The 24,576-nt window shown below is 28.3% G+C and carries 20 protein-coding genes; 6 read left to right on the forward strand and 14 right to left on the reverse strand.

Features of this window, described 5'->3' with window-relative positions:
- Nucleotides 1-5: 5 nt before the first annotated feature.
- The 4 genes from ACZ5RS_RS11140 to ACZ5RS_RS11155 form a co-directional block, all read right to left on the reverse strand.
- The gene (locus ACZ5RS_RS11140) at nucleotides 6-1,832 is read right to left on the reverse strand and encodes an AMP-binding protein (protein ID WP_464635421.1); all 1,827 of its coding nucleotides are present in this window, start codon (nucleotides 1,830-1,832) and stop codon (nucleotides 6-8) included.
- Nucleotides 1,833-1,834: 2 nt separating this feature from the next.
- Complete coding sequence (locus tag ACZ5RS_RS11145; protein WP_464635423.1) at nucleotides 1,835-2,620, reverse strand: MBL fold metallo-hydrolase; 786 nt, start codon at nucleotides 2,618-2,620, stop codon at nucleotides 1,835-1,837.
- Nucleotides 2,620-2,952: an arsenate reductase family protein gene (locus ACZ5RS_RS11150; protein WP_464635425.1), complete on the reverse strand. Its 333-nt coding sequence runs from the start codon at nucleotides 2,950-2,952 to the stop codon at nucleotides 2,620-2,622. Before ACZ5RS_RS11150 ends, ACZ5RS_RS11145 begins: the two co-directional genes overlap by 1 nt.
- 117 nt (nucleotides 2,953-3,069) lie before the next feature.
- Nucleotides 3,070-4,965, reverse strand: coding sequence for an AMP-dependent synthetase/ligase (locus tag ACZ5RS_RS11155; RefSeq protein ID WP_464635427.1), 1,896 nt, complete (start codon nucleotides 4,963-4,965; stop codon nucleotides 3,070-3,072).
- A gap of 331 nt (nucleotides 4,966-5,296) precedes the next feature.
- On the opposite strand from ACZ5RS_RS11155, the gene asnS reads away from it, so the two are divergent.
- On the forward strand, nucleotides 5,297-6,682 hold the full coding sequence (asnS, locus tag ACZ5RS_RS11160) for an asparagine--tRNA ligase (RefSeq protein WP_464635429.1): 1,386 nt from the start codon (nucleotides 5,297-5,299) through the stop codon (nucleotides 6,680-6,682).
- A 131-nt stretch (nucleotides 6,683-6,813) separates the two neighbouring features.
- Nucleotides 6,814-7,809 (forward strand): adenosine kinase, encoded by a 996-nt coding sequence (locus ACZ5RS_RS11165; protein ID WP_464635431.1) that lies wholly within the window; start codon nucleotides 6,814-6,816, stop codon nucleotides 7,807-7,809.
- Here ACZ5RS_RS11165 and ACZ5RS_RS11170 read toward each other — a convergent pair.
- Nucleotides 7,806-8,354 carry a response regulator transcription factor gene (locus ACZ5RS_RS11170; protein ID WP_464635433.1) on the reverse strand — a complete coding sequence of 183 codons (549 nt, stop codon included), beginning with the start codon at nucleotides 8,352-8,354 and terminating at the stop codon, nucleotides 7,806-7,808. The two genes, ACZ5RS_RS11165 and ACZ5RS_RS11170, sit on opposite strands and share 4 nt — an antisense overlap.
- A gap of 22 nt (nucleotides 8,355-8,376) precedes the next feature.
- The gene (locus tag ACZ5RS_RS11175; protein WP_464635435.1) at nucleotides 8,377-8,928 is read right to left on the reverse strand and encodes a DUF188 domain-containing protein; all 552 of its coding nucleotides are present in this window, start codon (nucleotides 8,926-8,928) and stop codon (nucleotides 8,377-8,379) included.
- A 176-nt stretch (nucleotides 8,929-9,104) separates the two neighbouring features.
- Between ACZ5RS_RS11175 and ACZ5RS_RS11180 the strand changes: the two genes are divergently transcribed.
- The 4 genes from ACZ5RS_RS11180 (at nucleotide 9,105) to ACZ5RS_RS11195 (ending at nucleotide 13,887) form a co-directional block, all read left to right on the forward strand.
- Entirely contained in the window at nucleotides 9,105-10,763 is a 1,659-nt protein-coding gene (locus ACZ5RS_RS11180) for a diphosphate--fructose-6-phosphate 1-phosphotransferase (protein WP_464635437.1), read from the forward strand.
- A 183-nt stretch (nucleotides 10,764-10,946) separates the two neighbouring features.
- Complete coding sequence (locus ACZ5RS_RS11185; protein ID WP_464635439.1) at nucleotides 10,947-12,248, forward strand: TrkH family potassium uptake protein; 1,302 nt, start codon at nucleotides 10,947-10,949, stop codon at nucleotides 12,246-12,248.
- Nucleotides 12,249-12,258: 10 nt separating this feature from the next.
- A complete protein-coding gene (locus ACZ5RS_RS11190; protein ID WP_464635441.1) occupies nucleotides 12,259-12,921 on the forward strand; it encodes a potassium channel family protein in 663 nt (220 codons plus the stop codon).
- A 6-nt stretch (nucleotides 12,922-12,927) separates the two neighbouring features.
- Nucleotides 12,928-13,887 (forward strand): NAD(P)H-dependent glycerol-3-phosphate dehydrogenase, encoded by a 960-nt coding sequence (locus tag ACZ5RS_RS11195; protein ID WP_464635443.1) that lies wholly within the window; start codon nucleotides 12,928-12,930, stop codon nucleotides 13,885-13,887.
- A gap of 46 nt (nucleotides 13,888-13,933) precedes the next feature.
- Here ACZ5RS_RS11195 and ACZ5RS_RS11200 read toward each other — a convergent pair whose 3' ends face one another.
- The 8 genes from ACZ5RS_RS11200 to ACZ5RS_RS11235 all read right to left on the reverse strand — a co-directional run bounded on the left by ACZ5RS_RS11200 (nucleotide 13,934) and on the right by ACZ5RS_RS11235 (nucleotide 24,537).
- A complete protein-coding gene (locus tag ACZ5RS_RS11200; protein ID WP_464635445.1) occupies nucleotides 13,934-14,932 on the reverse strand; it encodes an ABC transporter substrate-binding protein in 999 nt (332 codons plus the stop codon).
- Nucleotides 14,933-15,053: 121 nt separating this feature from the next.
- Nucleotides 15,054-15,350, reverse strand: a complete 297-nt coding sequence (locus ACZ5RS_RS11205; RefSeq protein ID WP_464635447.1) for a YhbY family RNA-binding protein — start codon at nucleotides 15,348-15,350, stop codon at nucleotides 15,054-15,056.
- Nucleotides 15,351-15,416: 66 nt separating this feature from the next.
- Entirely contained in the window at nucleotides 15,417-17,138 is a 1,722-nt protein-coding gene (locus ACZ5RS_RS11210) for an AMP-binding protein (RefSeq protein WP_464635449.1), read from the reverse strand.
- Nucleotides 17,139-17,431: 293 nt separating this feature from the next.
- Nucleotides 17,432-20,311, reverse strand: coding sequence for an alpha-mannosidase (locus ACZ5RS_RS11215; RefSeq protein ID WP_464635451.1), 2,880 nt, complete (start codon nucleotides 20,309-20,311; stop codon nucleotides 17,432-17,434).
- The gene (locus tag ACZ5RS_RS11220) at nucleotides 20,311-21,477 is read right to left on the reverse strand and encodes an aminotransferase class I/II-fold pyridoxal phosphate-dependent enzyme (protein WP_464635453.1); all 1,167 of its coding nucleotides are present in this window, start codon (nucleotides 21,475-21,477) and stop codon (nucleotides 20,311-20,313) included. Before ACZ5RS_RS11220 ends, ACZ5RS_RS11215 begins: the two co-directional genes overlap by 1 nt.
- A gap of 12 nt (nucleotides 21,478-21,489) precedes the next feature.
- The gene (locus ACZ5RS_RS11225; RefSeq protein WP_464635455.1) at nucleotides 21,490-22,329 is read right to left on the reverse strand and encodes a carbohydrate ABC transporter permease; all 840 of its coding nucleotides are present in this window, start codon (nucleotides 22,327-22,329) and stop codon (nucleotides 21,490-21,492) included.
- Entirely contained in the window at nucleotides 22,330-23,202 is an 873-nt protein-coding gene (locus ACZ5RS_RS11230; protein WP_464635457.1) for a carbohydrate ABC transporter permease, read from the reverse strand.
- Between the two features lie 57 nt (nucleotides 23,203-23,259).
- The gene (locus tag ACZ5RS_RS11235; protein ID WP_464635459.1) at nucleotides 23,260-24,537 is read right to left on the reverse strand and encodes an ABC transporter substrate-binding protein; all 1,278 of its coding nucleotides are present in this window, start codon (nucleotides 24,535-24,537) and stop codon (nucleotides 23,260-23,262) included.
- Nucleotides 24,538-24,576 lie beyond the last annotated feature (39 nt).

Here is a 24,576-nt window from a genome sequence, read left to right on the forward strand (position 1 = left end):
TATGGTTATTTTTTTTCTTCGCTATTCTTCTCGTCATTATTCTTTTTTTTACGATCTAAATATAAGAATCTTTTAATTTTCTGTGTCGGTGTTCTTTGAAATGGTTCTTCTTGTAAAGAAACTTCATGAATTTTACTGAACGAATTTAATTCTTTATTAATATCTCTTTTTAGCTTATTAATATAATCAAATGCAGCTTTTTTATTATCCTCAAAAGATAATTTAGTTATCTTTGCTAAAGCTTCATAATCGATTTTTATTAATGCTACCAAGCTTGTACCTTCTGGTACTACTAAAGATTCTTCAACAAACTCTTGGTTATTAAAAATACTTTCAATTGCTTCAGGATAAATATTTTCACCACCTGAGCCTAAAATCATAGTCTTAGATCTACCTCTTAGAGCTAATCGTCTCTTATCAAGTAATCCTAAATCACCAGTTTTAAAATAGCCATCTTCAGTAAATACTTGTTTATCTAGTTCTTCATTCTTATAATAACCTTTCATAACACCAGGACCTTTAACGGCAATTTCACCTACTCCAGTCTTAGGGTCTTTATCAAGAATTTTACAATCTACATTTTCAACAAGTTTACCTAGATAGCCTCTCTTATGATCTCTTTTTTTAGCCCCACAAGCTGCAACTAATGGACTAGTCTCAGTTAATCCATAACCAATTGCATATGGGAATCTTGATTTATATAAGAATTGCTCAACATCTTTATCCAATGGAGCACCACCTAAGCCAAAGAATTTTATCCTTCCACCAAATTTTACTTTTAACTTATTGCCAATAAATTTATAGACTGAATTTCTTGTAATTGGATTTTTCAAAAGTTTTTGCAAAGTTTTGTTACCATTAATTGTAGGTAAAACTGCACTTCTATAAACTTTTTCCATTAATAAAGGAACTGATAACATTATTTGTGGTTTAATTTGGTTCATTGCAGGCATTAAAACACTTGGAGCTGGAGTTCTTCCTAAGAATATTATTTGAGCTCCATTCATCATCATTAACAATTGACCTTCTGTAAATTCATAAACATGTGCAACTGGCAAGATTGATAAGAACTTGTATCTTGGTTTAATTTTTACATAAGCATCGGAAGAAATATCCGCATTCCAAACTAGATTCTTATGAGATAACATAACTGCTTTACTTGCCCCAGTTGTACCACTGGTATAAATAATTGATGCTATATCTTCTTCCTCAACTTTAATTTCGCTTAATGCTTGATTTTCTTTACTTCTTCTCTTAAAGCCTTTTATATCAATACCAGCTGCTTCTTCAAAATCATTTTTACTATTTACATCAACTAATATTTTTTGTGGGATAAAGAATAAATCATCCAATCTGATAATTAATTCAGGCTTTTCTTTTACGAAATCAAGAGCTTTAACAATTTGCTTTGAATTTACACATAAAGCTTTTGTTTCACTATGTTCAAAAATCTTATTTATTTCTTTTTTTGAGAATTCAGGTAAAATTGGAACAGCTATTGCTCCTAATGTAGTAATTGCAAAATAAGCAATCATCCAATTGGGTGCGGATTCTCCTAAAATTGCAACTTTGTCACCTTTTTTTATACCTTTCTTTACAAAAAAAGCCCTAATATTTTGAACTGTATAATTAAACTTTCCATAAGTAATTACTTCATCATCACCGTAAATACTCATAAAAGGTCTTTTAAAATTTCTACTTACCGTACATCTTAACAATGAGTTCATTGTAAATTCATCTACACAACGCATCCTAAGCTTATCAGCGCGTTTAATAGATAAACACTTTTTATAGCTCATTACTTCCATATGTTTTTGTTTTTTATTTGTCACTTCTATTCGTTCTCCATAACATTAACTACTTTTCCTCGCGGACAAACTATAATATTAGTATCAAGAGAACTTAAACTATCTTTAAACAGATTTTGAACGAAATCAACATCATTATTCTTATCAGATAGATGAATTAAATATAAATAATCACCATTAAATCCACTATCTTTAACAAAATCTATTGATTGAGTATTTGATAAATGTCCCCATTTACCTCTAACTCTCTTTTTTAACTTATAAGAATAAGATCCATTTAAAAGCATATCATCATCATAATTTGCTTCTAAAAATAATATACTACTCTCTCTTGCATAACTTTCCATAATATCATCAGTATGTCCAGTGTCAGAAATTAAAGTTATTTTCTCTCCTTCATTCTCAATAAAATAACCTACACTACCACCACTATCATGATGAGTAGCAAAAGCTTTAATTATAAACTTCCCAATTTTTATTTCTTTATCTAGTTCTACTTCTTTTATTTTTTTTTCAGGTAATCTCAACCTTTCTAATACTACTGGTTCTTTTTCCATAGCATTTTTAGGAATATACATTGGAATATTTAACTTGGTTGAAGTTGTTTTTATTCCATGACAATGATCAGGATGGAAATGAGTAATAAAAATTGCTTCTATACTTTTCATTGGAATATCCAATGATAAAAATTTCTTTTTGAATTGTACAAAAGAATAACCTTGATCGATAATTATTGATGTTTCACCATCATAAAAAACATAACTATTACCACAAGAACCTGAGCCTAAAACGGCATGAAACAATTTTTTCATTATTTTCCCCAATCAATTATAGTCTGTAAATCAAAACCTTTCTTTACTTTATTTTTACATCTAATTATTGGAGTTATTAAAAGTTCATTGTTTTCAATTAATTCTTCTTTTGCATCAAAAACCATATAAGAAAATCCCTTATTTTTATACACTTTTGATTGCTCATTAATTAATTCATCTGGAGCATAACTGTTGAAAATGTTATCCCATTCTCTCTTTGATAATTCTCTCTCTTTAAGATCTACAAATTGATACTCTATATTACGCTCTTTTGCTGCACGAATTGCTTTTTGTGTCTCTTTACACTTCTTTGTTCCAATAATTTGAATCATAATTCCCTCTAAATTTTATACCATTTTAATAAATGAATACACAATTTTCAAGCAAATAAACTCAAAATTATATTAGCACAAAAAACCCTCAAAGCAAAACACTTTAAGGGTTTTTTATTATGCATAAAGATCATCAATCTCTTTTTTATAATATTCTTCTATTTTATTTCTCTTTAATTCTTGTTTTGCACTTAATTCTCTACCTACTTCAAAAGGTTTTTCTAAAAGTGCAAACTTATTAATTAATTCATAAGATTTGAAACCTAATTTACAATTAATCTTTTCATCAATTTTTTCTTTAATTAAATTATGTAATGCTTCTTTATCATCTTTATATTTATCACTTAATTGACTAGCATACTCTTTAATTGCATCCCAATTTGGTACAATCAGAGCAGATAAATATTTTCTATCTTGGCCAATGACTATTACATTATCAATAAAATCAAGTTCACTTAATTTTCCTTCAATTGGAACAGGTTCCAAGTTTTCACCACCAGCAAGTACGATTGTATCTTTAGCTCTACCAACAATGGAAATATCATTATTCATGGATTTAATTACTAAATCACCAGTATTTAAATAACCATCTTCATCAATAATAGCTTTAGTTGCAACTTCATTATTATAGTAGCCTTTCATTACTTGAGGTCCTTTAACTTTTAAAACACCTTTTTGGCCAACACCTACTTCATTATTGTTTTCATCAACTACTTTAAAACTACAACCGCCAATTACTTCCATTGTACCAATAATAGGTTTCTTTAAATTTCTAAGAGAAATTAGAGGTGCTGTTTCTGTCATTCCATAACCATCTAAAAGTGTTATGCCAATAGCATTAAAGAAACTATCAACACCCTTAGGCATAGAGCCCCCTCCACAAACACCAGCAATTAAATTTACACCAAATAAACTTTTTACCTTTTTAAACATTATCTTATTACCTAATAAGAATAATGGGTAAAAAGCTACCATTGGAACAATACCTGTTAATACTTCTAAAACTCTTGATTTTCTCTTTGAATATTTAGGTATTAATCCATGTACTTTATTATATCCAGCTTTCCAATTCTTAGCACTTTTAATTAAAGAGAGACTTATAATTTTAGAAGCACCTTTTGCCTTTCTTAATTTTGTTTCTATAGTTTTATTAACTGCTTGCCAAATTCTTGGAACAGATGAGAACCAGTGTGGATTTACTTTTTGGAAATCGCTTAGCATTATTTTGCTAATTGGTTTACTATAATACATTGATTGATTGTAATTAATACAAACATAAGTAACTATTCTCTCTAATGAGTGCCAAATAGGTAAAACTGTCATCCATTTTTGGCCAGGTTTAAATCTGTAATTAACAAGTTTTGCAATATTTTCAACTTGATAAATAAAATTACTGTGCATTAGCATAACACCCTTACAAGCTCCAGTTGTTCCACTTGTAAATATAATTGTTGCTAAGTCGTCTGTTTTACCTTTTTCAATTTCAGAAAATAAATCTAATTTCAACTTTGGATTTTCTTCTAAAGCTTTAAATCCAGTTCGCATGATTTCATACAATGAAGCTAAATTAAACTCACTTACAAAATCAATATCATTTTTTTCCATTAATATTAATGTCTTTAAATAAGGGAGCTGAGCTTTAAGAGTATCAAATCTTTTAATTGTTTTTACATTTTCTACAAAACAAGTTTCTGCTTTGGTTTCATTTAAGATTTGAACTAATTCAATGTCTGTTGCATCAAGGCCTCTAGGAACATCAACACAATTTAAAAATTGAATAGCTAAGTTTGTATATAACCATTCTTTTCTATTATCACTTATTACTGCAATTAATTCTTGCTTTTTATAATTAAATGTTTTAGCTAATCCTAGTGCTAAATTAACTACTTTATCTTCTACTTCTTTATATGTTTCTTCAACAAAATTACCTTTTTTATTTTTTGATCCTAAGAGTGTTAAATTAGGATATTTAGTAACGCTTTGATGAAACATTTGTGCTACTGTTTTTACCATAGGTTTCTCCTATTCTTGCAAATTCTAATATTTTTTACATTTACAAGGCTATATGTCAATATTAACAAATATAATAATTTTGTCAATAAAAAAACAACTATAATATGGCAGTTTATAAGGATAATTATGGCAAATAATTAACAAAGGCAACTTTTTAATATAATTAATTCATTATAAATCGATAAGAAAATAAATTTCTTAAACATATACCAAATTTAATCACGTTTATTTATATACTTTTTTGTTATGATATTGTATTACTTTTATTAAATGCCTTGACTCAGAGGCTTAATACGTTTGATAATAAATGAAATTTCAAGGAGCAACTATTATGAATTACAGAATTAAAGATTTATTAGCTAAAAATCCAAGTGAAGAGATTATTATAGCTGAAGGTTGGGTTCGCACAAAACGTGATAGCAAAAATGTTTGCTTCCTTGAGCTTAACGATGGTTCATGTCTCAAGGGTTTGCAAATTGTTATCGACAAGGCTGCCCTAAATAATAATGAGATACTAAATAGAATATCTACAGGTGCATCAATTATTGCTAAAGGTCCAATAGTAAAAAGTGCTGGTGGAAACCAAAGTGTTGAAATGCTAAGTACAGACATTACAGTAATTGGTGAAGCTGGTACAGATTACCCATTACAAAAGAAAAGACATAGCATTGAATATTTAAGAGATATTGCACATTTAAGAGCAAGAACAAATCTAATTGGTGCAGTTATGAGAGTTAGAAATACTCTAGCTTATGGTATTCATGAATTCTTCCAACAAAATGGATTTGTATATGTTAATACACCTCTTATAAGTACTAGTGACTGTGAAGGTGCTGGAGAAATGTTCCAAGTTACTACTCTAGATTTAAACAATGTACCAAAAGATGAAGAAGGAAATGTTGATTATTCAAAAGACTTCTTTAATAAAATGGCTAACTTAACTGTAAGTGGTCAATTAGAGGGTGAAACCTATGCTATGGCATTAAAAAATATTTATACTTTTGGACCAACATTTAGAGCTGAAAATTCAAATACTAAAAAACACTTAGCAGAATTCTGGATGGTTGAACCTGAAATGGCTTTCTGTGATTTATCTCTCGATATGGAAGTTGCTGAAGATTTCTTAAAGTTCTTATTTAAAAAAGTATTAAAAGAATGCGATGAAGATATGACTTTCTTCTCTAAATTTGTTGAAAAGGGTGTTAAAGAAACTTTAGAACATGTAATTAACTCACCTTTTGCACATATGACTTATACTGAAGCTATTGAAGTATTATCAAAGAATAATGACAATTTTGAATTCCCTGTTGAATGGGGTTCTGATTTACAAACTGAACATGAAAGATATTTAACAGAAGTTCATTGTAAATCTCCTGTTATTGTTACAGATTATCCAAAAGAAATAAAAGCTTTCTATATGAAGCTCAATGATGATAATAAAACTGTTAGGGGTATGGATGTATTAGTTCCACGTCTAGGAGAAATTATCGGTGGTAGTGAAAGAGAAGCTGATCTAGAAACACTAAAAACTAGAATGAAAGAATTAGATCTTAGTGAAAAAGATTACTGGTGGTACTTAGACTTAAGAAAATATGGAACAGTACCTCATGCTGGTTTTGGTCTTGGATTTGAAAGAATTGTTCAATATGTTACTGGTGTACAAAATATCAGAGACGTTATTCCTTATCCAAGAACAGTTGGAAATGCTGAATTCTAAACTATTAAGCCACTTCATTTTTGAAGTGGTTTTTTTATTACTTACTTAAATAAATAATTTTTTATTAAGTTATTCTTATTTCTTAATAAAAAATCTTGAATAATAGAGCCATTTGTAATATTTTAAGCCTTATGGGAAATGATAGCACAATAGTTTATGGTATTGGTAATACATTAATTGATATTATCACAAGTGTAGAGTATGAAGATTTAAAAAATCTTGGACTAACTAAAGGCATAATGCAACTTATAGATTCCGATTTTCGTGAAAAATTGGTTGATTTTATGAAAGGAAAAGAAATAACTTGTTCCTGTGGTGGCTCTGCTCCAAATACTATAATCACTTTATCTATGTTAAATGTTAAAACAATATTAGCTGGAAAAGTTGGTAATGATGACTTTGGTAAAAAATATCATGACAATCTAAAAAAATATAATACTATTGATGAATTAAAAGACTGTAATCAAAAAACAGGCTCTTCTATCATTTTTGACACCCCTGATAGTGAAAGAACTATGAACACTTATCTTTGTGCAAATAAATTTTTTAATGAAGATGATGTAAATGAAGAAAGTGTAAGAAAAGCTTCATATTTTTATTTTACTGGATATATGTGGGATACAGAAAATCAAAAAAAAGCAATAAAAAAAGCTTTAAAAATATCAAAAGAATCATCAACAAATGTTGTTTTTGATATTGCTGATCCATTTGCAGTAAAAAGATATAAAGAAATTTTCTTAGATTTAATAAAAAATGACATTGATGTAGTTTTTGCAAACAGAGAAGAAGCAAAGATTTTATTTGGAAACGAAGATCCAAGAGAAAACTGTAAACTTCTTGGTTCCATTTGTAAAACAGCAATAGTTAAAAATGGCATAAAAGGCTCTATAATCTCTCATCATGGTAAAATATATGATATTCCTGTTCATGGCTCTGTTAATCCTGTTGATACAACAGGAGCTGGCGATACTTATGCTGCTGGATTTATATATGGACTATGTAAAAATAAAGACATTATAGAATGTGGTAAAATTGCATCTATATTAGCTGGTGAAATTATTTCACAAGTTGGTGCTCAATTTACTGAGGGAAATTTACAAAAAGCCTTAAAAATGATTAATGACTAATACATTTTATTATTTATAGCCCAAAGTGTTAATTGAGATAAGGAATGAACACCTAGTTTTTGATAAATGTTTCTTCTATGAGCTTCAATTGTCCTTTCACTAATTCCTAATTGACTTGCTATATGATTATTATTTTGACCATTTAATATAAGAAGTAAAATTTGTTTTTCTCTTTTTGTTATATTTATATTTAAAGAAATTTGCTGATTTAAATAACAAATATTTTCTCGAAATTCAGTAACCCTACAATTTGGTGCAATAATTATGAAATTATCTTCTGCTAAAGTACTTAAAATTGTTATATTTTCTCCATCTGCTAAAATTAAAAATTTAACATCAGATACTTTTTGATATAATGCTTTAATTTTAACTAGAGAAACTAAATCATGAGTTATAAAAACACAAACTCGATAATTTTTCAAATCATTAACATTATAATTTTTTATAAAATCACATTGTTGATATATAGATGAATAAAGTGCTAGCTTTCTTAAAATATGTAAATCTTTTTTAGTTTGATAATTAATAAAATATGTTTCCTTCATATTCTATATTATTCAATTTAATTTAGTTTTGCTTTAATTCTTCTCTATATTTGTCTAAAGTTCTTGAGAAAGCATCACTGAACGCTTTAATTTCTTTTACGCCCATTTTTTTTGTTTTTTCTACATTAATCCCATAACTTCTTAATTCAGTCATGGCATTTCTTATTGATAATCTTTCTTTAATATTTTTATCTGTAAAAATATTTCCCCTATCATCAAGAACTAATACGCCCTTCTCTGTTAATCTATCTATTAATGGAATATCATGAGTAATTGCTAAATCTCCAGAATTTGCTAATTCTACAATTTTGTCATCTGCGCTATCACTATCACTTTGAACAATTATCATATCAATTTTACTTTTTATAGTTTTTAGAGATTCTGCATCAATATCACTATTTTCAACTAATGCTTGTTTTCTAAGTTGTGCTGTATGTTTTTCTTTAGCTAAAAGAACATCTTTTAAATTTCTATCAGCAACAAAGGTAATATCAAGATTTCTTTTTTGTGCAGCTCTTAGCACAACTTCTCTCATTTGTTTTAAAAATGAATCAGCATCAACATAAACTTTCATATAAGAATTAAACTCCAAGTAATTTTTGCTATTAGAATAATATATAATTTAAGTAAGTACTAGAGGTACAATATTAATTAAAGTCTTGAAATAAATTATGTATTTTTATATCTTTTTAGTACAAGACTTCTTGTACAAAAAAAACAAAACCAAAAATATCGGAGATTAGAAAAATTATGAATCTATCACCTCTACAAAAAGCTCGTTATGAGTATCAACCAAAACTTCCTTCTATTTTAAGAGAAGCTATCGACCAAGTTGTTCCAGTTAAAGGAGCTCCTACTTCTTCAAATTCTGACCAAGAACAAATTAAAGCTTTATTTCCAAACACTTATGGCTTGAATAAAATTTCTTTTGAAAAAGGCAAAAACGATGACATTAAAAAACAAATCAATGTTGGTGTTATTTTATCAGGTGGACAAGCTCCTGGTGGACACAATGTTATAAGTGGTCTTTTTGATGCAATTAAAAAAGCTAATCCAGAAAGTAAACTATATGGCTTTAAAGGTGGTCCAAGTGGAATTATTGAAGATGATACAATGGAATTAACCAGTGATTATCTAGATGATTTTAGAAATACTGGTGGATTTGATATTATTGGATCAGGTAGAACAAAATTAGAAACAGAAGAACAATTTGAGAAAGCTAGAGTTACTTGTGAAAAATATGGTATCAGTGCTGTAGTAATTATCGGTGGTGATGATTCAAATACAAATGCTGCTGTTTTAGCTGAATATTTCTTAGCAAAAAAAGCTAACATTCAAGTTATTGGTTGTCCAAAAACAATTGATGGGGATTTAAAGAATGATGAAATCGAAATATCTTTCGGTTTTGATACAGCAACTAAAACATATAGTGAATTAATTGGTAACATTGAAAGAGATGCTAATTCTGCAAAGAAATATTGGCACTTTATTAAAGTTATGGGTAGAAGTGCATCTCATATTGCTCTTGAATGTGCACTTGAAACACAACCTAATGTATGTCTAGTTAGTGAAGAAATTGAAAAAAATGAAACTTCTTTAGCTGGTGTTGTAGATTATATTAGCAATATTATTGCAGCTAGAGGTAATAAAGGCTTAAACTTTGGTGTTATTATTATTCCTGAAGGTTTAGTAGAATTTATTCCTGAAGTAAAAGCATTAATTAATGAATTAAATGATTTACTAGCAAAAAAAGCTGATGAATATGCTAAATTTGAAACAAGCGAAGATCAAATTAAATTTATCTTAGCTAATGTTAGTGAAGCTTCTGCACAAGTATTCTCAATTCTACCTCCTAGTATCCAATTACAATTATTAATGGACAGAGACCCACACGGTAATGTTCAAGTATCAAGAATTGAAACTGATAAATTATTAATCGAGATGGTTGCTAAACAATTATCACAAATGAAAGCTGAAGGTAAATATACTGGTAAATTCAGTGCACAAAACCACTTCTTTGGTTATGAAGGCAGATGTGCATTCCCATCAAACTTTGATGCTGACTACTGTTATAGCTTAGGCTTCAATGCATTTATGCTTATTGCAAGTGGCTTATCAGGATATCTTTCAAGTGTTAAAAACTTAAGTGCTCCTGCATCTCAATGGATTGCTGGTGGTATTCCAATAACTATGATGATGAATATGGAACAAAGACACGGTGAACAAAAACCTGTTATTAAAAAAGCTTTAGTTGAACTTGATGGTGCTCCTTTCAAATATTTTGAAAAGAACAGAGAAACATGGGCAATTGATACATGTTTCACATTCCCAGGAGCAATTCAATACTATGGTCCAGAAAGTGTATGTGATATTACTACTAGAACCTTAGCTTTAGAACAAGAAAAATAATAATAAATTGTTTATAATAATTACTAATAGTTTGGTCAATTAACCAGACTATTAGTTTTTTTTGAATATTATGATTTATAAACAAAAGACTAATTACATTACTTATATGAAATTATTTACCAAGACTTTTAAAAAAACTTACTATCTTGTTTTTATTATTGTAAACATTTATAATCCATATTTATGAAATCAAAGCATAGAAAACTTCTTACCCCTGGTATAAGATTAATTATTGGGTTTGCTTCTATTATTATTGTTGGTGGACTTTTATTATTATTACCAATAAGTCATCAGGATGGTAAATCAATTAGCGTTGTTAATTCTTTTTTCATTTCTGCTAGCGCAGTTTGTGTAACTGGATTATCAACAATTGATGTGGGAAATACTTTATCAGTTTTTGGATCTATTGTTTTAGCTACTTTAATTCAATTAGGTGGTTTAGGTTTCGCTTCATTTGCTGTTTTCTTTTTAATGATTATTGGAAACAGTTTATCATATTCAAATTTATCTTTAGTAAGAGAATCTTTAAATACAATTCCTGGCTTCGATATTAGAGCTTTAGTAAAAACAGTTATTACAACTTCTTTAATTTGTGAAATAACTGGTTCATTATTATTTTATCAAGTCTTTAAAGTCGATTACCCTACTCTAAAAGCTATTGGAATTTCTATTTTCCATTCAATTTCTTCATTTAATAATGCAGGGTTTGATATCTTAGGTAATTTTACAAGTATTTCTAATTATTCAAATAATGTATTACTAAATTTAACTACTGCAATATTAATTATTATTGGTGGTTTAGGATTTTTTGTTATATATGATATTTTTTCTTTTAAGAAAAATAAAAGATTAAAAACACATACAAAGATTGTTTTAACAATGAGTGGTTCATTATTACTCTTTGGAACAGTATTCTTTTATTTTAGTGAAAGAGGAATTACTCTTCTACAGGCATTTTTTCAAAGCACAACAGCAAGAACCGCTGGATTCAATACAATAGATATCGGGGGCTTAAGTAACGCTGGTGTTGTTGTAATGTTATTCTTAATGTTTGTTGGTGCATCTCCTGGATCTACAGGTGGTGGTATTAAAACAACCACTATGTTTACTATCATCCTTTCTATTATAAGAATACCTACTCATAACAATGTTAAAGCTTTTTATAGAAAAATAGCTGATTCTTCAATAATTAAAGCTTTTTTTGTTGCAACATTAGCGATGTTTGCAATAATTATTACTGGTGGAATTATTTTTTCTATTGAAGGTACTGCCTTTAGTTTTGAAGAAGTGATATTTGAATGTGTAAGTGCTTTTGCAACAGTTGGGCTATCAATGGGAATTACAACCCATTTAGCAGCTAGTAGCAAAATCCTTTTAATTATATTAATGTTTATTGGAAGACTTGGTCCTTTAACTATTGCATTTAGTTGGAGAACTTCCCAGAAGAGATTCCATTATATTGAAGAAAACATTTTAATCGGATAAGGAGTTTATTATGGCAGATAATAATTTATACGGAATTATTGGAGTTGGACGTTTTGGTTTATCTTTAGCAGAAAACTTACTAGAAAATAGAAAAACAATTATTGCAATTGATAAAGATCAAAGTAAACTTTATCCTTTAAAAACTAGTGTTAATCAATTAATACATCTTGGAGAATTAACAAAAGATTCTCTTAAAGAAGCTGGTATTGGAGATTGTGGCACTGTAGTTGTTTGTATTGGTAAAGATATTGAAGCTAATATTTTAGCTACTCTTAATGCAATTGAATTAGGAGTCCCTAGAGTATATGCAAAAGCTATAAGTAACGATCATGGCCGAGTTTTAGAAAAAATTGGAGCAATAGTTGTTAACCCTGAAGTTGATATGGGTGCAAAACTTGCAAAAACATTAAGTGCAAGATTAACTCTTGATGTTTTACCTATTGGTGAAGATTTCTCAATTATTGAAATTGAAATTAACGAAAAATTTGCAAATAAAGCTATTAATGAATTAAATTTCAGAGCTAAATTCGGTATTAACATTGTTGCTATTGTAAGAGATAACAAAGCTAATGGATATATTTTACCTGATACAGTATTACAAGAAAAAGATATTTTAGTAATCAGCGGTAATAACCATGATATAAGCGCTTTTGAACAACAGAACTCGAAATAAAAATTTATGAATAAAAGAAAGATTATTATAGCTGGTAGCGGGGTTTTTGGTACTGCTATAGCTGAAAGACTAGCCTGGAATAATGATAACGATGTTTATATTTATTCTAGGCATCAAAGTATTGTTGATGAAATTAATTCAATTCATAAAAACTCTAAAAGCTTTTCAACAAGATATTTAAACAAAAACATAAAAGCGTTTAGTAATCTAGAAAATTTTAAAGATGCTGATTGTATTTTTTTAGCTATTCCTTCAAAGGCTATTTTATCCTTTTGCAAGCGAATAAAAAAATATGTATCAAAAGATTCTCTTATAATAAATCTAGCAAAAGGAATGAGTGATGAAGGAGCTTTCATTACTGAAAAATTGCCCTTTGAAAAAAAAGCAAGCATGAAAGGTCCAACTTTTGCAATTGAATTATTAAATGGATTCCCATCTGCCTTTACTTTTGGTGGAGAAGAAGTTGATTATCATTATATAAAAAATAATGTATTAGAAAATACAGGCTTAACATTAGACTATACTGATGATATTAGAGCTGTTGAACTATTAAGTATTTTAAAAAACATGTATGCGATTGCTATCGGCCTTGTATCTGGTAGATACAACTCCCCTAATGTTGATTTTTTAATTTATACCAAAAGTGTAAATGAAATGAGAAAGTTTCTAATCCTTTTTGATTGTGATAGTTCTACAATATTTAAATATTGTGGTATGGGAGATTTAGGACTTACAAGTCTAAATGATTTATCTAGAAATAGAACCCTTGGCTTATTAGTTGGTAAAGGATTTTTGCAAGATAATAAAAGTACCACAGTAATTGAAGGTTATAGAACAATCAAATTAATGTACGATAAGACCAAAGAACGCAATATAACAGACGAGTATCCTATTGTTACAGCTTTATACAAATTAATGTATAAAGAAGAGGATTTAACAGATTATATAAGTTCAGTATTTAAATAATAAAAGGAAGCCCAAAAGGCTTCCTTCTCTATTTAAAAAAATATGATTATCGTTTTATCATTTCACCATTTTCAACTACATAACTTGCACTATTTAAAAGATCATCACTAATATTAATATTCAAATCCTTTGCTCTATCAAGATTTAAGATAAAGTTAAATTGTGAAATATCATCTAAGAAAATAGCACCAATTTCTTTTGGAGTAGCACCATTAATAACATCTAGAGCTTTTTCTCCACAAATTCTACCAACTTTATAGTAATCAAGACCAAAACTCATTAAGAAGTTTGTATCTTCACTACTAGTTGTATCACTATTAAATAATGGTAAATCATATTCAGTACAAACTTGGTCTACACTGGCAAGAGCTGAAACAACTGTATTATCATTACCAATAAATACACCTTCAATTCTATCTGCAATTGATAACATTGCCATCTTAACTTCAGCAGAAGATGCAATACTTACTGCAACAAGCTTAATATTATTTGCTTCACAGTATTCTTTTGCTCTCTCATATATTGCAACCCCATTAGATTCATTTCCACTATAAATCATACCTAATGTTTTAATATTTGCTAACTCTGTAAATGTTTTTAATTGTAATTCAATAGGATTCTTATCACTAATACCAAAAACATTACTAAGATTTTCATCCATCAAACCTGCACTTAAAGGATCTGTAATTGCTGCAAATTCTACAGGAGTTGTATCATTTTTGTAAACTTGAGCTAAAGCTTGAGCTGGAGGAGTTGCAATACCTATTACCATATCCTTTTTGCCATCTTTAAAAACTTTTGCAATTGATACAGCAGTTGCAATTTCAGCATTACAGTTTTGTAAATCAAAATCAGCATTAACACCTTCTTCGTTAAACACATCCATTATCCCTTGTTCAATTGCATCAAGAGCAGGATGAGTTACAAACTTTGAAATACCAATTTTATAAACTTTCTCTGCATTTGCATCTTCTTTAGTACCATTAGCAAATACCACCATAGTTGCCATCAACATTAATAATAAAACACTTGTAAATTTCTTCATATTTTTAATCTCCATCTAATTATTTGTTACTATAAATAGAAACAAAAATAATGTCAATGTACTTTTTAATAGAAACATGGAAAAATTAAAAAAAGAAGGTACATTTTGTACCTTCCTCATATTATCTTAATAAACTTTTAGGAATTTCGATTAAGTTTTCATCACTTTTTCGATAGAATATAGCAATAAAACCAATGATATAAATTAAATCACTATTTGTCTTTGAAGCTAATTCATTGCTTAATTCTTTTATAAAGTCTTTCTTAGCTTGAAATTTTACTTTAACTAATTCATGGTGCAATAATGCTTGATCTAATGCATCAACAACATTATCACTAACCCCTTCTTTTCCAACCATTACAATGGGATCAATATCATGCGCTTGAGAACGCAAATAATTTCTTAAATTACTTTTCATAAAGATGACTTTATCAACCTTTCCTTAATTTAGCAAGTATAAAATAGTCATTTTCTTATATAATGACTATTTATAAAGTTTCATTACCTCGAATCTCTTAATTTTCTTAGTACTTGTTGTTGGTAATGCTTCTTTAGTTATTAAAATCTTTTCAATTCTCTTATAAGGTTGAGAATCTTTATTTACTTCAGAGATAATTTGATTAATTCTCTTTTCAGCAGCTGAATCACCAACTTCCTTCAACCAATCTTGATTTGGGAATATTAAAGCTTTAATACCTTCACTCTTCTTAGCTGAATCTTTAATAAATGGAACAATACAAATTTGGTCAATTTCATTATACAATTGGAAATGATCTTCAATTTCTTCAGGGAATACATTCTTACCACCTTCAGTAACAATAATATTCTTTGCTCTACCTGTTAGATATAAATAACCATTACTATCTACATGACCAACATCACCTGTATTTAACCAACCATCTGCATCAAGAACTTCGTCAGTAGCTTCTTGGTTTTTATAATAACCTTTCATTACTACTGAACCTTTAATATAAATTATACCATTTCCATCTTTATCAGGAGAAACAATCTTTTGTTCTAAGGTTGGAATAATCTTACCAACTGATGATTCAATATATGCATATGTTGGATTTAGGTGAGTAATAGGACTAGTTTCAGTTAAACCATAACCTTGTACAAAGTCAATTCCTAATTCATTGAACATCTTAAATGTTGAATCTGGAAGAGGACCACCACCACAAATACAAATTCTATTTGTATCTAAAGAGATTTGTTTCAATAAGAATCCGAACATTTTATGACCAACATTCTTTTTAGTAATCTTTTTAATTAAACCAGAGACGCCCATTAAGAATCTTATAATGCCATAAAGAATAATACTTTTCTTTTTAAGTCCACTTAACAGACCTGCTAATAACTTATTAAATAACATTGGAACGCCTAAGAACATAGTAACTTTTCCAACTTTTAATTCTTTTAATAATTGACTTACAATTAGACGTTTACCAAATACTACTGAAGCACCAACACTAATTGCTTCAATAAATACAGCAAGCATAGTATAAGCATGATGGATTGGAAGAATTGCATAGAATACATCACTTGGATATAGTTGCATATGGGATTGTGCTAAATAACAATCGCTTACTAAGTTTTTATGAGTTAACATAACACCTTTTGGAGTTCCTATTGTACCACTGGTAAATAAAATTGCTGCAAGATCTTCACAAACAGGTTTATAAGCTTTTGGATTTAAATCACCTTTTATTCCATTATTTAAAACATATCTTTCTTTATCACTTTCTTCTAAAGAATATCTTTTTACTAAATTAATTTCAGGATCTTTTCCTAATTCATCAATTTTTCCAGCATCAGCATATAGTGCTTTAACTCCAGCAAACTTAATTAAAATATCTGTTTCACTATCTTTTAGATTTGCATCAAGAGGAACAACAATACATCCAGCATATAATACAGCTAGATATGTAATAGCCCATTCAACACTATTTTTACCACATACAGCTATTTTATCTTTTGGTTCTGCATATGTTAAAATATTATTTGCAACTTCTATTACCTTTTCTCTAACCTGAGAATAATTAAATTGTAAATCATTTGGAACAAACTGTCTAAAACAAGGTCTATCCTTGAATCTTTTTACAGTGATATCAAACATTTCAACAACTGTTGGCCACTCTCCTTTAAAATCTTTTCCTTTAAATTCATCAAGGAAAGCTATAGGATTATACATCTCTTTTTTAGCCATAAAACTTCCTCCATCGACATAACCAATTTATATTATTGTAAAATAGCAATTACAATATATCAAGTCTTATTAATTACAATTTGTCACTATCTGTAATAATGTCAATTTAATTATAGTTTATCTAGCAACAATTTCAATACATAATTTTACAATTTTTTATTTTTATATTACAAATTATTACTAAATGAAACTTATTACACAAGTATAACAAAAAAATTAAGAAATTTCACAAAATTAATTATGAAACTTCTTAAAATAAATTAATAAAATCTAGTAATATATCGAAATAAGTCTTAATTCTTTTTAAATATTTTTATTGTCTTAATCTCAAAAGAATTAAAATCATAATCATCAGATATTTCTTTTTCAATTAAATTAACAAATTTTAAAGAGGCAAGATCAAATTTATCTTTATTAAAGTTAATTTGACAGTTAGTTTTAATACCTAAAATTTCTCTAAATCTAAAAATCAAAGCACCATCATCTTCCGCAACTTTTAAAGTTTCTAAAATGATATTATCCACATTAATTTCAAACAAATTATTCTCAATTTTTTTATTACAACTTAGTAGAGGATTATTAACATTTTCCGCTTCACTGATTGTATCAATTAAATTGTTTTTATCAGCAACAAAAATAGAATAAGTAAAGCTATGATTACCAATATCAGCCATTTCATCTGGAGCTTTTGGACTTCTTAAAAGGGAAACTGATAATTGATTTTTATCAAAGGAATATCCATATTTACTATCAGTAATTAATGAAATAGAGTTCTTATTATCACTTTGAGAAATATACTCATGAGATGGAACTTCAAATTTAGCTCTTTCACTTCTTAAGTTCTTTGAGTTTGATCTTTTAAAGATGCCAAAAGGAATATCACAATCTGTATAAACTGATGAAATATTATGATTAAATTTAGCCCTTAATATTTTATGATTTTCCATCCAATTTACTTTAGTTACAAAATCAATTCTAGCAATATCCTCAAAAATAATAATTTCTTGCTCTAATGTTGATCCATTGTCAAATTTATACTTAATAACCCCGCTCTCAAAACGAGTATCTACTACTTTCAAGTTTGATAAACTATCTATTTCTATATCCCAAGCATCCCAATTATTTGGGAAATCTTCACCAAATTCTAAAACATTAAATTTATCTTTAGCAATTTCTCTATTATCTACTATAAAACTTATAATATCTCCAGTATCAGATATTTCTACACTTCCCCAACTAAATAACTGCTTACCTACTTTTGCTAATCTTGTTGCCCTATTTTTCTTAATTTCACTTTCATATGGGTTAATCCCATTTTGCATATACGGTGATAAATTTAATAAATAATCACCTTTATCTATTAAATTATCGAGAATTTCATCTAAAATAGATTTAATTTCTTCATAAGATTTATGAGCTTCTTCATTAACAATTCTTACAGTTGAACCAGGTAATATATCATGGAATTGATTTATACAAAAAATTCTCCAACAATAATCTAAATGTTCTTTATACATTTTTATTTGTTCATAGCTTATTTGATTATTTATATAAAATAGAGAAACTAAATACTCAACATTATGTAGCTTTTTATCAAGTTGTCTATGATATTTTTTAGTTTTAGCTTGAGTTGTATAAGTACCTCGATGTAATTCTAAATATAATTCTCCATCATATTCTGGTACTGGATTTTCAAATATTTTTTCTAAAGATCTAGACATAGTTTTCCAAGAATTTTTTGGAAGTCCCTGTAAATTCTTCTGTCTTTTTATTAACTCTAAATCATCTAAAGTAGTTCCACCACCACCGTCTCCCTCTCCTATTGGTCTAAGTAGAGAATCTTGCACATCTTTATTTATTATCTGATTCCACATATCATAATTTTCTTTAGGTTCTTGAGTACCTTCATAAGCACCTTGAATCATATGAGCTTTTACAATAGAACCATCAAGCCCTTTCCAATCAAATAAATCATATGGATGCTTAGTTGTATCATTCCAACCTAATTTACTTGTTACAATATATTTAATCCCTGATTTAACTAAAATTTGAGGCAATGTTGGCATATAACCAAAAGAATCTGGTACGTAAAAAGTATCCCCAAAATAGTTTTCAAATAATTTATTAGTAATTTTTCTGCCATATATAATATTTCTAATTAAACCTTCACCTGTAGATAACATACAATCAGGTTCAACAAGTCCAACACCATTTGGTTCAAATTGACCTTTTTTATAATTAATTAATAAATCGTCAAAAATTTCTGGATATATTTCTTTTACTTGTTCAATTATTATTGGCTGAGAAAACATGAATTTAAAAGTTGAATCAGCATCCATTAAATAATTCATTTCACTTAAAGTTCTAGCTGCCTTTCTAATTGTTTCTTTTATTGGCCAAAGCCAAGCATAATCTAAGTGTGCACTACCAATACTATATATAGTTGGAGCACAATCAGCATTTTTATAGTCTAATAATGGTTTAATTTGTTCACTTACTATTTTTGCATCATTTTCATTTTTTTTAAAATCATCACAAACAAAACTTATTTGCATTAAAGTTTTATGAAGAGTTGAAAGAATCTTTTGATACAATAGGCCATTTGGATCTAAGGTTTTAGTTAATTGATATAAAACATAAACATCATAATATAAATTATAATTATAATAATTCTTTTTTACTATTTCTGCATTCTTAAATACCAATGGATAATCTTTAACCCTTTTTGCAACAGTTACAAGAACTCTATCACTTTCTTTTGGATGATAACCTGGGAATTTATAACCACTCCATATACAAATGCTTATAGTTATTCTTTTCCCTCTATAATCTTCTAAAGGAACTAAATTATGAAAAGGATTTATTGCAAAAAACTTTTCATTATTGTTAATAATTATTAAAGAATCTGTTTGTAATTCTAAATGAAAATAAACATCTTTTTCATTTGGAACATCTACAGATGTTTGATACCAAACATCTGTATTATCTTCTCCATAAGAATCTGGTGTATTTATCTCTTGCCAATCTAACTTATCTTTCTCTAAACGATAGAATTCAAAATTATTACATACTGATTTTTTTAATTTATTAATTTCAAAAAGGCGTGTAAATTTTCTCTCTTTTAAAAGATCTAAATAAGTTTCAATTCTTGCAGAAGCTTTTAAATCATACATCAATTAATCCCCTTAAGTGCATTATTTAAATCGTCAATTAATATAGAAGCATCTTCAATACCAACATGGATTCTAATCAAAGAAATTCTATCCTCAGGTATTGGGCCCTCATCTTGATATTTTACTGCTGCTGGGAAAACTAAGGATTCATAACCTCCCCAACTTACAGCTTTCTTAAAATATTTAAGAGAATTAGTGAATTTTTTTACATCTTCAAGATTTCTTGTTTTTAATCTAAAGGAAAACAATCCACTACCACCACTCATTTGAGTCCTGGCTAAATCATATTGATCAAAAGATTCTAAAAATGGATATAAAACACTTTCAACTTTATCATTTTCTTCTAAAAATTTAGCTACTTTTAATGCATTATTAAAATGATATGGCATTCTTATATGTAATGTCCTCATATTCCTCATAATTAACCAAGCTTGCATTGCTGTAGGTGCTGGGCCTAAAGGTTGGAATTCAGTTTCAAATATTTTATCAATATCTTTTTTTGAACCCATAATAACACCTGCTACTATATCAGAATTGCCACCAATATATTTTGATGCAGAATGTACTACTAAATCTATTCCATAGCTAATAGGATTCTGGAAAAAAGGAGTTGCCCAAGTATTATCTATAATAGTTTTAATATTATGTTTTTTTGCTAAGGTTGCGACTTCTTTTAAATTCTGAAGTTTAAATGTGAATGTAGTAGGACTTTCAAGATATATTAACCTTGTATTATCCTGTATAGCATTTTCAAAATCAGAAATGTTACAACCTTCTACATAAGTTACTGTTACTCCAAATCTTTTTAGATATGTATGGAAAAAATATTTAGTCCAAGAATATGAATCCTTGACAGCAACAACATGATCATTACCTTTCAAACATGAAAGAATTGAAAGTGTAATAGCACTCATACCGCTAGTTACTAATTTTGCCTTTTGGGCACCCTCTAAAGCAGCTAGCTTTTCTTCACATAAATTTACTGTAGGATTGTTTCCTCTACTATATAAATAATGTGTAGTTTCATCAGCTAATGCGTCTCTAAAATCTTCATAGGATTTAAAGCAAAAGATTGATGTATTTACAATGGGAGGACTTACCGCATTAAATGGTAAATCTAATTCTCCTTGATGTAATAAAATTTCTGAAATGTTTTTTTTAGCCATAAATTTACCTCTTTATTCTTTAACACTACCTTCAGTTAATCCTGCAACTATATATTTCTGTCCAAACCCAAAAACAATCATAGTTGGTAATAAGGCAATTATAATACCAGCACTCATTACATCCCAAGAAATTCCTGCTTTAGATATAAAAGAATTTAAAGCAACAGGAACTGTCATTTTTGAATTTGTCATTAATAACATAACTGCTAAGAATAATTCATTCCAAATATTAATAAATGCAAAACAAAAGATTGCAGCCATTCCTGGCAAAGTAATAGGTAAAATAACTTTATAAAGAGATTGAATTTGTGTACAACCATCAATCATACAAGCCTCTTCGATGCTTGTGGGAACTTTATCAAAGAAACTTTTGCTCATTATTGTTGAAAAAGCTACAACAGTTGCTACATAAACAAAACTTAAGGATACTAAACTATCAGTTAGTTTTAACTGAGAAAACATTGTAAAAATAGGTACCATGATTATAAATGGAGGAATTGTTTGAGAAAAATATAACAAAAGTTCCATTCTTTTTTTCATTTTCCTATTCTTGTATCTTGAAAGCGCAAATCCACTTAATACAGATATAATCATTGCAACTAGAGAGGAAAAAACAGCAACTAAAAGTGAATTTCTAAAATAAATTCCAAAATTACTAAATGAAAATAGTTTCCTATATCCATCAAAATTCCAATCTTTTGGGAAATATACTAAAGGAAAATCATAAATATGCTTCGCACCTTTAATACTAGTTACAAAAATCCAATATAGTGGGATAATTGCCAACAACAAATATATAATTAATAATACAGCTCTAATTACAGATCTAAGGATTGGGTGTCTTTCTCTCATTTAATCATCCTTTCTACTTGTTAATCGTAGATAAAAAATTGAGTATATAAATAAAAGAAACATAATGATTAAACCAATAGCTGAACCTTGGCCATAATCATATTCTTTAAATACTTTATTAATCATCTGAGTTGCTAATATATTAGTTTTATTTACTGGGCCACCATTAGTCATTGCATAAATAATATCTGGCATATTTACAATCCACATAGTTCTAAGTAGCAAAGTACTAACAATAGTTGGTTTGATATAAGGAATTGTTACTTTAAATAATCTCTTAACTGCTCCAGCCCCATCTATAACTGCAGCTTCATGCAATTCTTTAGGTACTGATTGAAGTGCTGCTAAAATCATAATTCCAAAAAAAGGTATTCCATACCAAACATTAGCTGCAATTACTGAAACCATTGCAAATTTTGGGTTTGATAAAAATCCAATTGGGGAATCTATTAAATTAATCTTCATTAATAGATCATTAATTAATCCTGTTTGGCCATTGAACAACCAAGCCCAAGTTAATCCAATTGCAAAACCAGACAATGCCCAAGTATAAAATACTAATCCTGAATAAATACCTCTTCCTAAAAAAGGTTTTTCTAATAACATTGCTAAAATAAAACCTAAAATAAATTGTAAGGCTAATGAGAAAACAACCCATATAATTGTATTAAGTAGTATTACAAAAAAACTAATATTCTTATCAGTAATAACATCGATGAAATTCTTAAATCCAATAAAATGAACATTTGTTAAATCAAACATATTATAATTTTGGAATGCCATTACTGCCCCTCTAATTACAGGCAAATATATAAATAATGACAAAAAAAGAAATGCCGGGATTAACATAATTTTTTGTGTTCTTTTATCCACTGTCTCCTCCAATATTAATAGTATGGGGAAAAGAAACTTTTCCCCAGAAATTATTGATTATTCACTCCAATATTCAGTCCATTGACTAATTAAATCATCACTTGAGATTTGATCTAATAGTAATGCTTGCATTGATTGTTCTTCTACTTGAGCCCAACCAGGATATTTAGGAGAATCTAAAGGATATTTTACAAATACATATTTATCAGTATCTGACATTTCTGTTTGCCATGATTTATATGCACCTTGTGAGAAATATTCATCATTTTCATATGTTGATGTGTTAATTGGTAATGGACCATAAGCTTTACAGAATTTAGCATTGGTTTCAGCACTTAGCATATAGGATATAAAATCCCAAGCTTCTTGAGGATGTTCACTAGTTGTTGGAATACCTAAGCCTGCAAATCCATAATCTAAATAACATTTACCACTTTTACCTACTGGCATTGGAACTACTGTATATTGATCAGAATCTAAAGCTGAAGCTACCATAGAAATTGTATCTGGATCTTGAACTAAGAAAGGAGTTGTTCCTGCAATAAATGCATTAACTTGTTCATTAAATCCCCAGTTAATACCATCTGATGGAACTGAATCTTTAAACATTTGAACATATGCTTCTAAGCTTTCTTTTCCTTGAGCTGTATTATAAGCGAATGTACCATCAGTTGTTTTATAAATATTTTCTGTATCTATATTATCTAAATCAGATAACATTAGGATATCAGAAATTTTAAAAGGAGATCCTTTACCTCTAAATCCAAAACCATATTGAGTAGCACTCTTTTGTGAAATTTCTTTTGAAGCACTGTATAGTTCTTCCATTGTTGTTGGAATTTCTACTCCATACTTTGCTAAGATATCTGTTCTTACAAATAAACCTTTAACAAAGAAGAATTGAGGAATTAAATATGGAGTATTATCAACAGTTTTAGCAGCTGTTAATGTTAATGGTAATAAATCTTTTGTTCCTTCCCATTTATCCATATAAGAAGTTAAATCAGTTAGCTTACTGTTGTTAACATATTGTTTAACTGTATGGTCTCTAACTTCAATAATATCTAAAGCTTGATTACTATTTAACATCATTGTTAATTTGTTATCCGCTTGTTCATAAGGTGGTGAAATTAATTCAATTTCAATATTTGGATTTGCTGCAACATATTCATCTATTAATGATTGGATTTCAGCTGTCCTAGTTGGACTTGTCATGGTTTCAACAAATGTTAATTTTACTTTAGCATCTGAAGCTTTCTCTCCTGAGCCTTGTGCAAACATTGGAGTTAATACAAGTCCAATGATAAAAACAAAACTTAAAACTTTCTTTTTCATTTTTTACTCCTTAATTGGTTATATAATTGGTATTAAAAA

Source organism: Pleomorphochaeta caudata, assembly GCF_055395745.1.

Excerpts from the sequence above, each read along its gene's own strand:
- ACZ5RS_RS11185 (WP_464635439.1), top strand. The coding sequence starts at position 10,947 with ATGAAATCAAAGCATAGAAAACTTCTTACCCCTGGTATAAGATTAATT.
- ACZ5RS_RS11180 (WP_464635437.1), top strand. The coding sequence starts at position 9,105 with ATGAATCTATCACCTCTACAAAAAGCTCGTTATGAGTATCAACCAAAA.
- ACZ5RS_RS11235 (WP_464635459.1), bottom strand. The coding sequence starts at position 24,537 with ATGAAAAAGAAAGTTTTAAGTTTTGTTTTTATCATTGGACTTGTATTA.
- ACZ5RS_RS11165 (WP_464635431.1), top strand. The coding sequence starts at position 6,814 with ATGGGAAATGATAGCACAATAGTTTATGGTATTGGTAATACATTAATT.
- ACZ5RS_RS11145 (WP_464635423.1), bottom strand. The coding sequence starts at position 2,620 with ATGAAAAAATTGTTTCATGCCGTTTTAGGCTCAGGTTCTTGTGGTAAT.
- ACZ5RS_RS11220 (WP_464635453.1), bottom strand. The coding sequence starts at position 21,477 with ATGGCTAAAAAAAACATTTCAGAAATTTTATTACATCAAGGAGAATTA.
- asnS (WP_464635429.1), top strand. The coding sequence starts at position 5,297 with ATGAATTACAGAATTAAAGATTTATTAGCTAAAAATCCAAGTGAAGAG.
- ACZ5RS_RS11155 (WP_464635427.1), bottom strand. The coding sequence starts at position 4,965 with ATGGTAAAAACAGTAGCACAAATGTTTCATCAAAGCGTTACTAAATAT.
- ACZ5RS_RS11170 (WP_464635433.1), bottom strand. The coding sequence starts at position 8,354 with ATGAAGGAAACATATTTTATTAATTATCAAACTAAAAAAGATTTACAT.
- ACZ5RS_RS11210 (WP_464635449.1), bottom strand. The coding sequence starts at position 17,138 with ATGGCTAAAAAAGAGATGTATAATCCTATAGCTTTCCTTGATGAATTT.
- ACZ5RS_RS11225 (WP_464635455.1), bottom strand. The coding sequence starts at position 22,329 with ATGAGAGAAAGACACCCAATCCTTAGATCTGTAATTAGAGCTGTATTA.
- ACZ5RS_RS11175 (WP_464635435.1), bottom strand. The coding sequence starts at position 8,928 with ATGAAAGTTTATGTTGATGCTGATTCATTTTTAAAACAAATGAGAGAA.
- ACZ5RS_RS11150 (WP_464635425.1), bottom strand. The coding sequence starts at position 2,952 with ATGATTCAAATTATTGGAACAAAGAAGTGTAAAGAGACACAAAAAGCA.
- ACZ5RS_RS11195 (WP_464635443.1), top strand. The coding sequence starts at position 12,928 with ATGAATAAAAGAAAGATTATTATAGCTGGTAGCGGGGTTTTTGGTACT.
- ACZ5RS_RS11200 (WP_464635445.1), bottom strand. The coding sequence starts at position 14,932 with ATGAAGAAATTTACAAGTGTTTTATTATTAATGTTGATGGCAACTATG.
- ACZ5RS_RS11205 (WP_464635447.1), bottom strand. The coding sequence starts at position 15,350 with ATGAAAAGTAATTTAAGAAATTATTTGCGTTCTCAAGCGCATGATATT.
- ACZ5RS_RS11215 (WP_464635451.1), bottom strand. The coding sequence starts at position 20,311 with ATGTATGATTTAAAAGCTTCTGCAAGAATTGAAACTTATTTAGATCTT.
- ACZ5RS_RS11190 (WP_464635441.1), top strand. The coding sequence starts at position 12,259 with ATGGCAGATAATAATTTATACGGAATTATTGGAGTTGGACGTTTTGGT.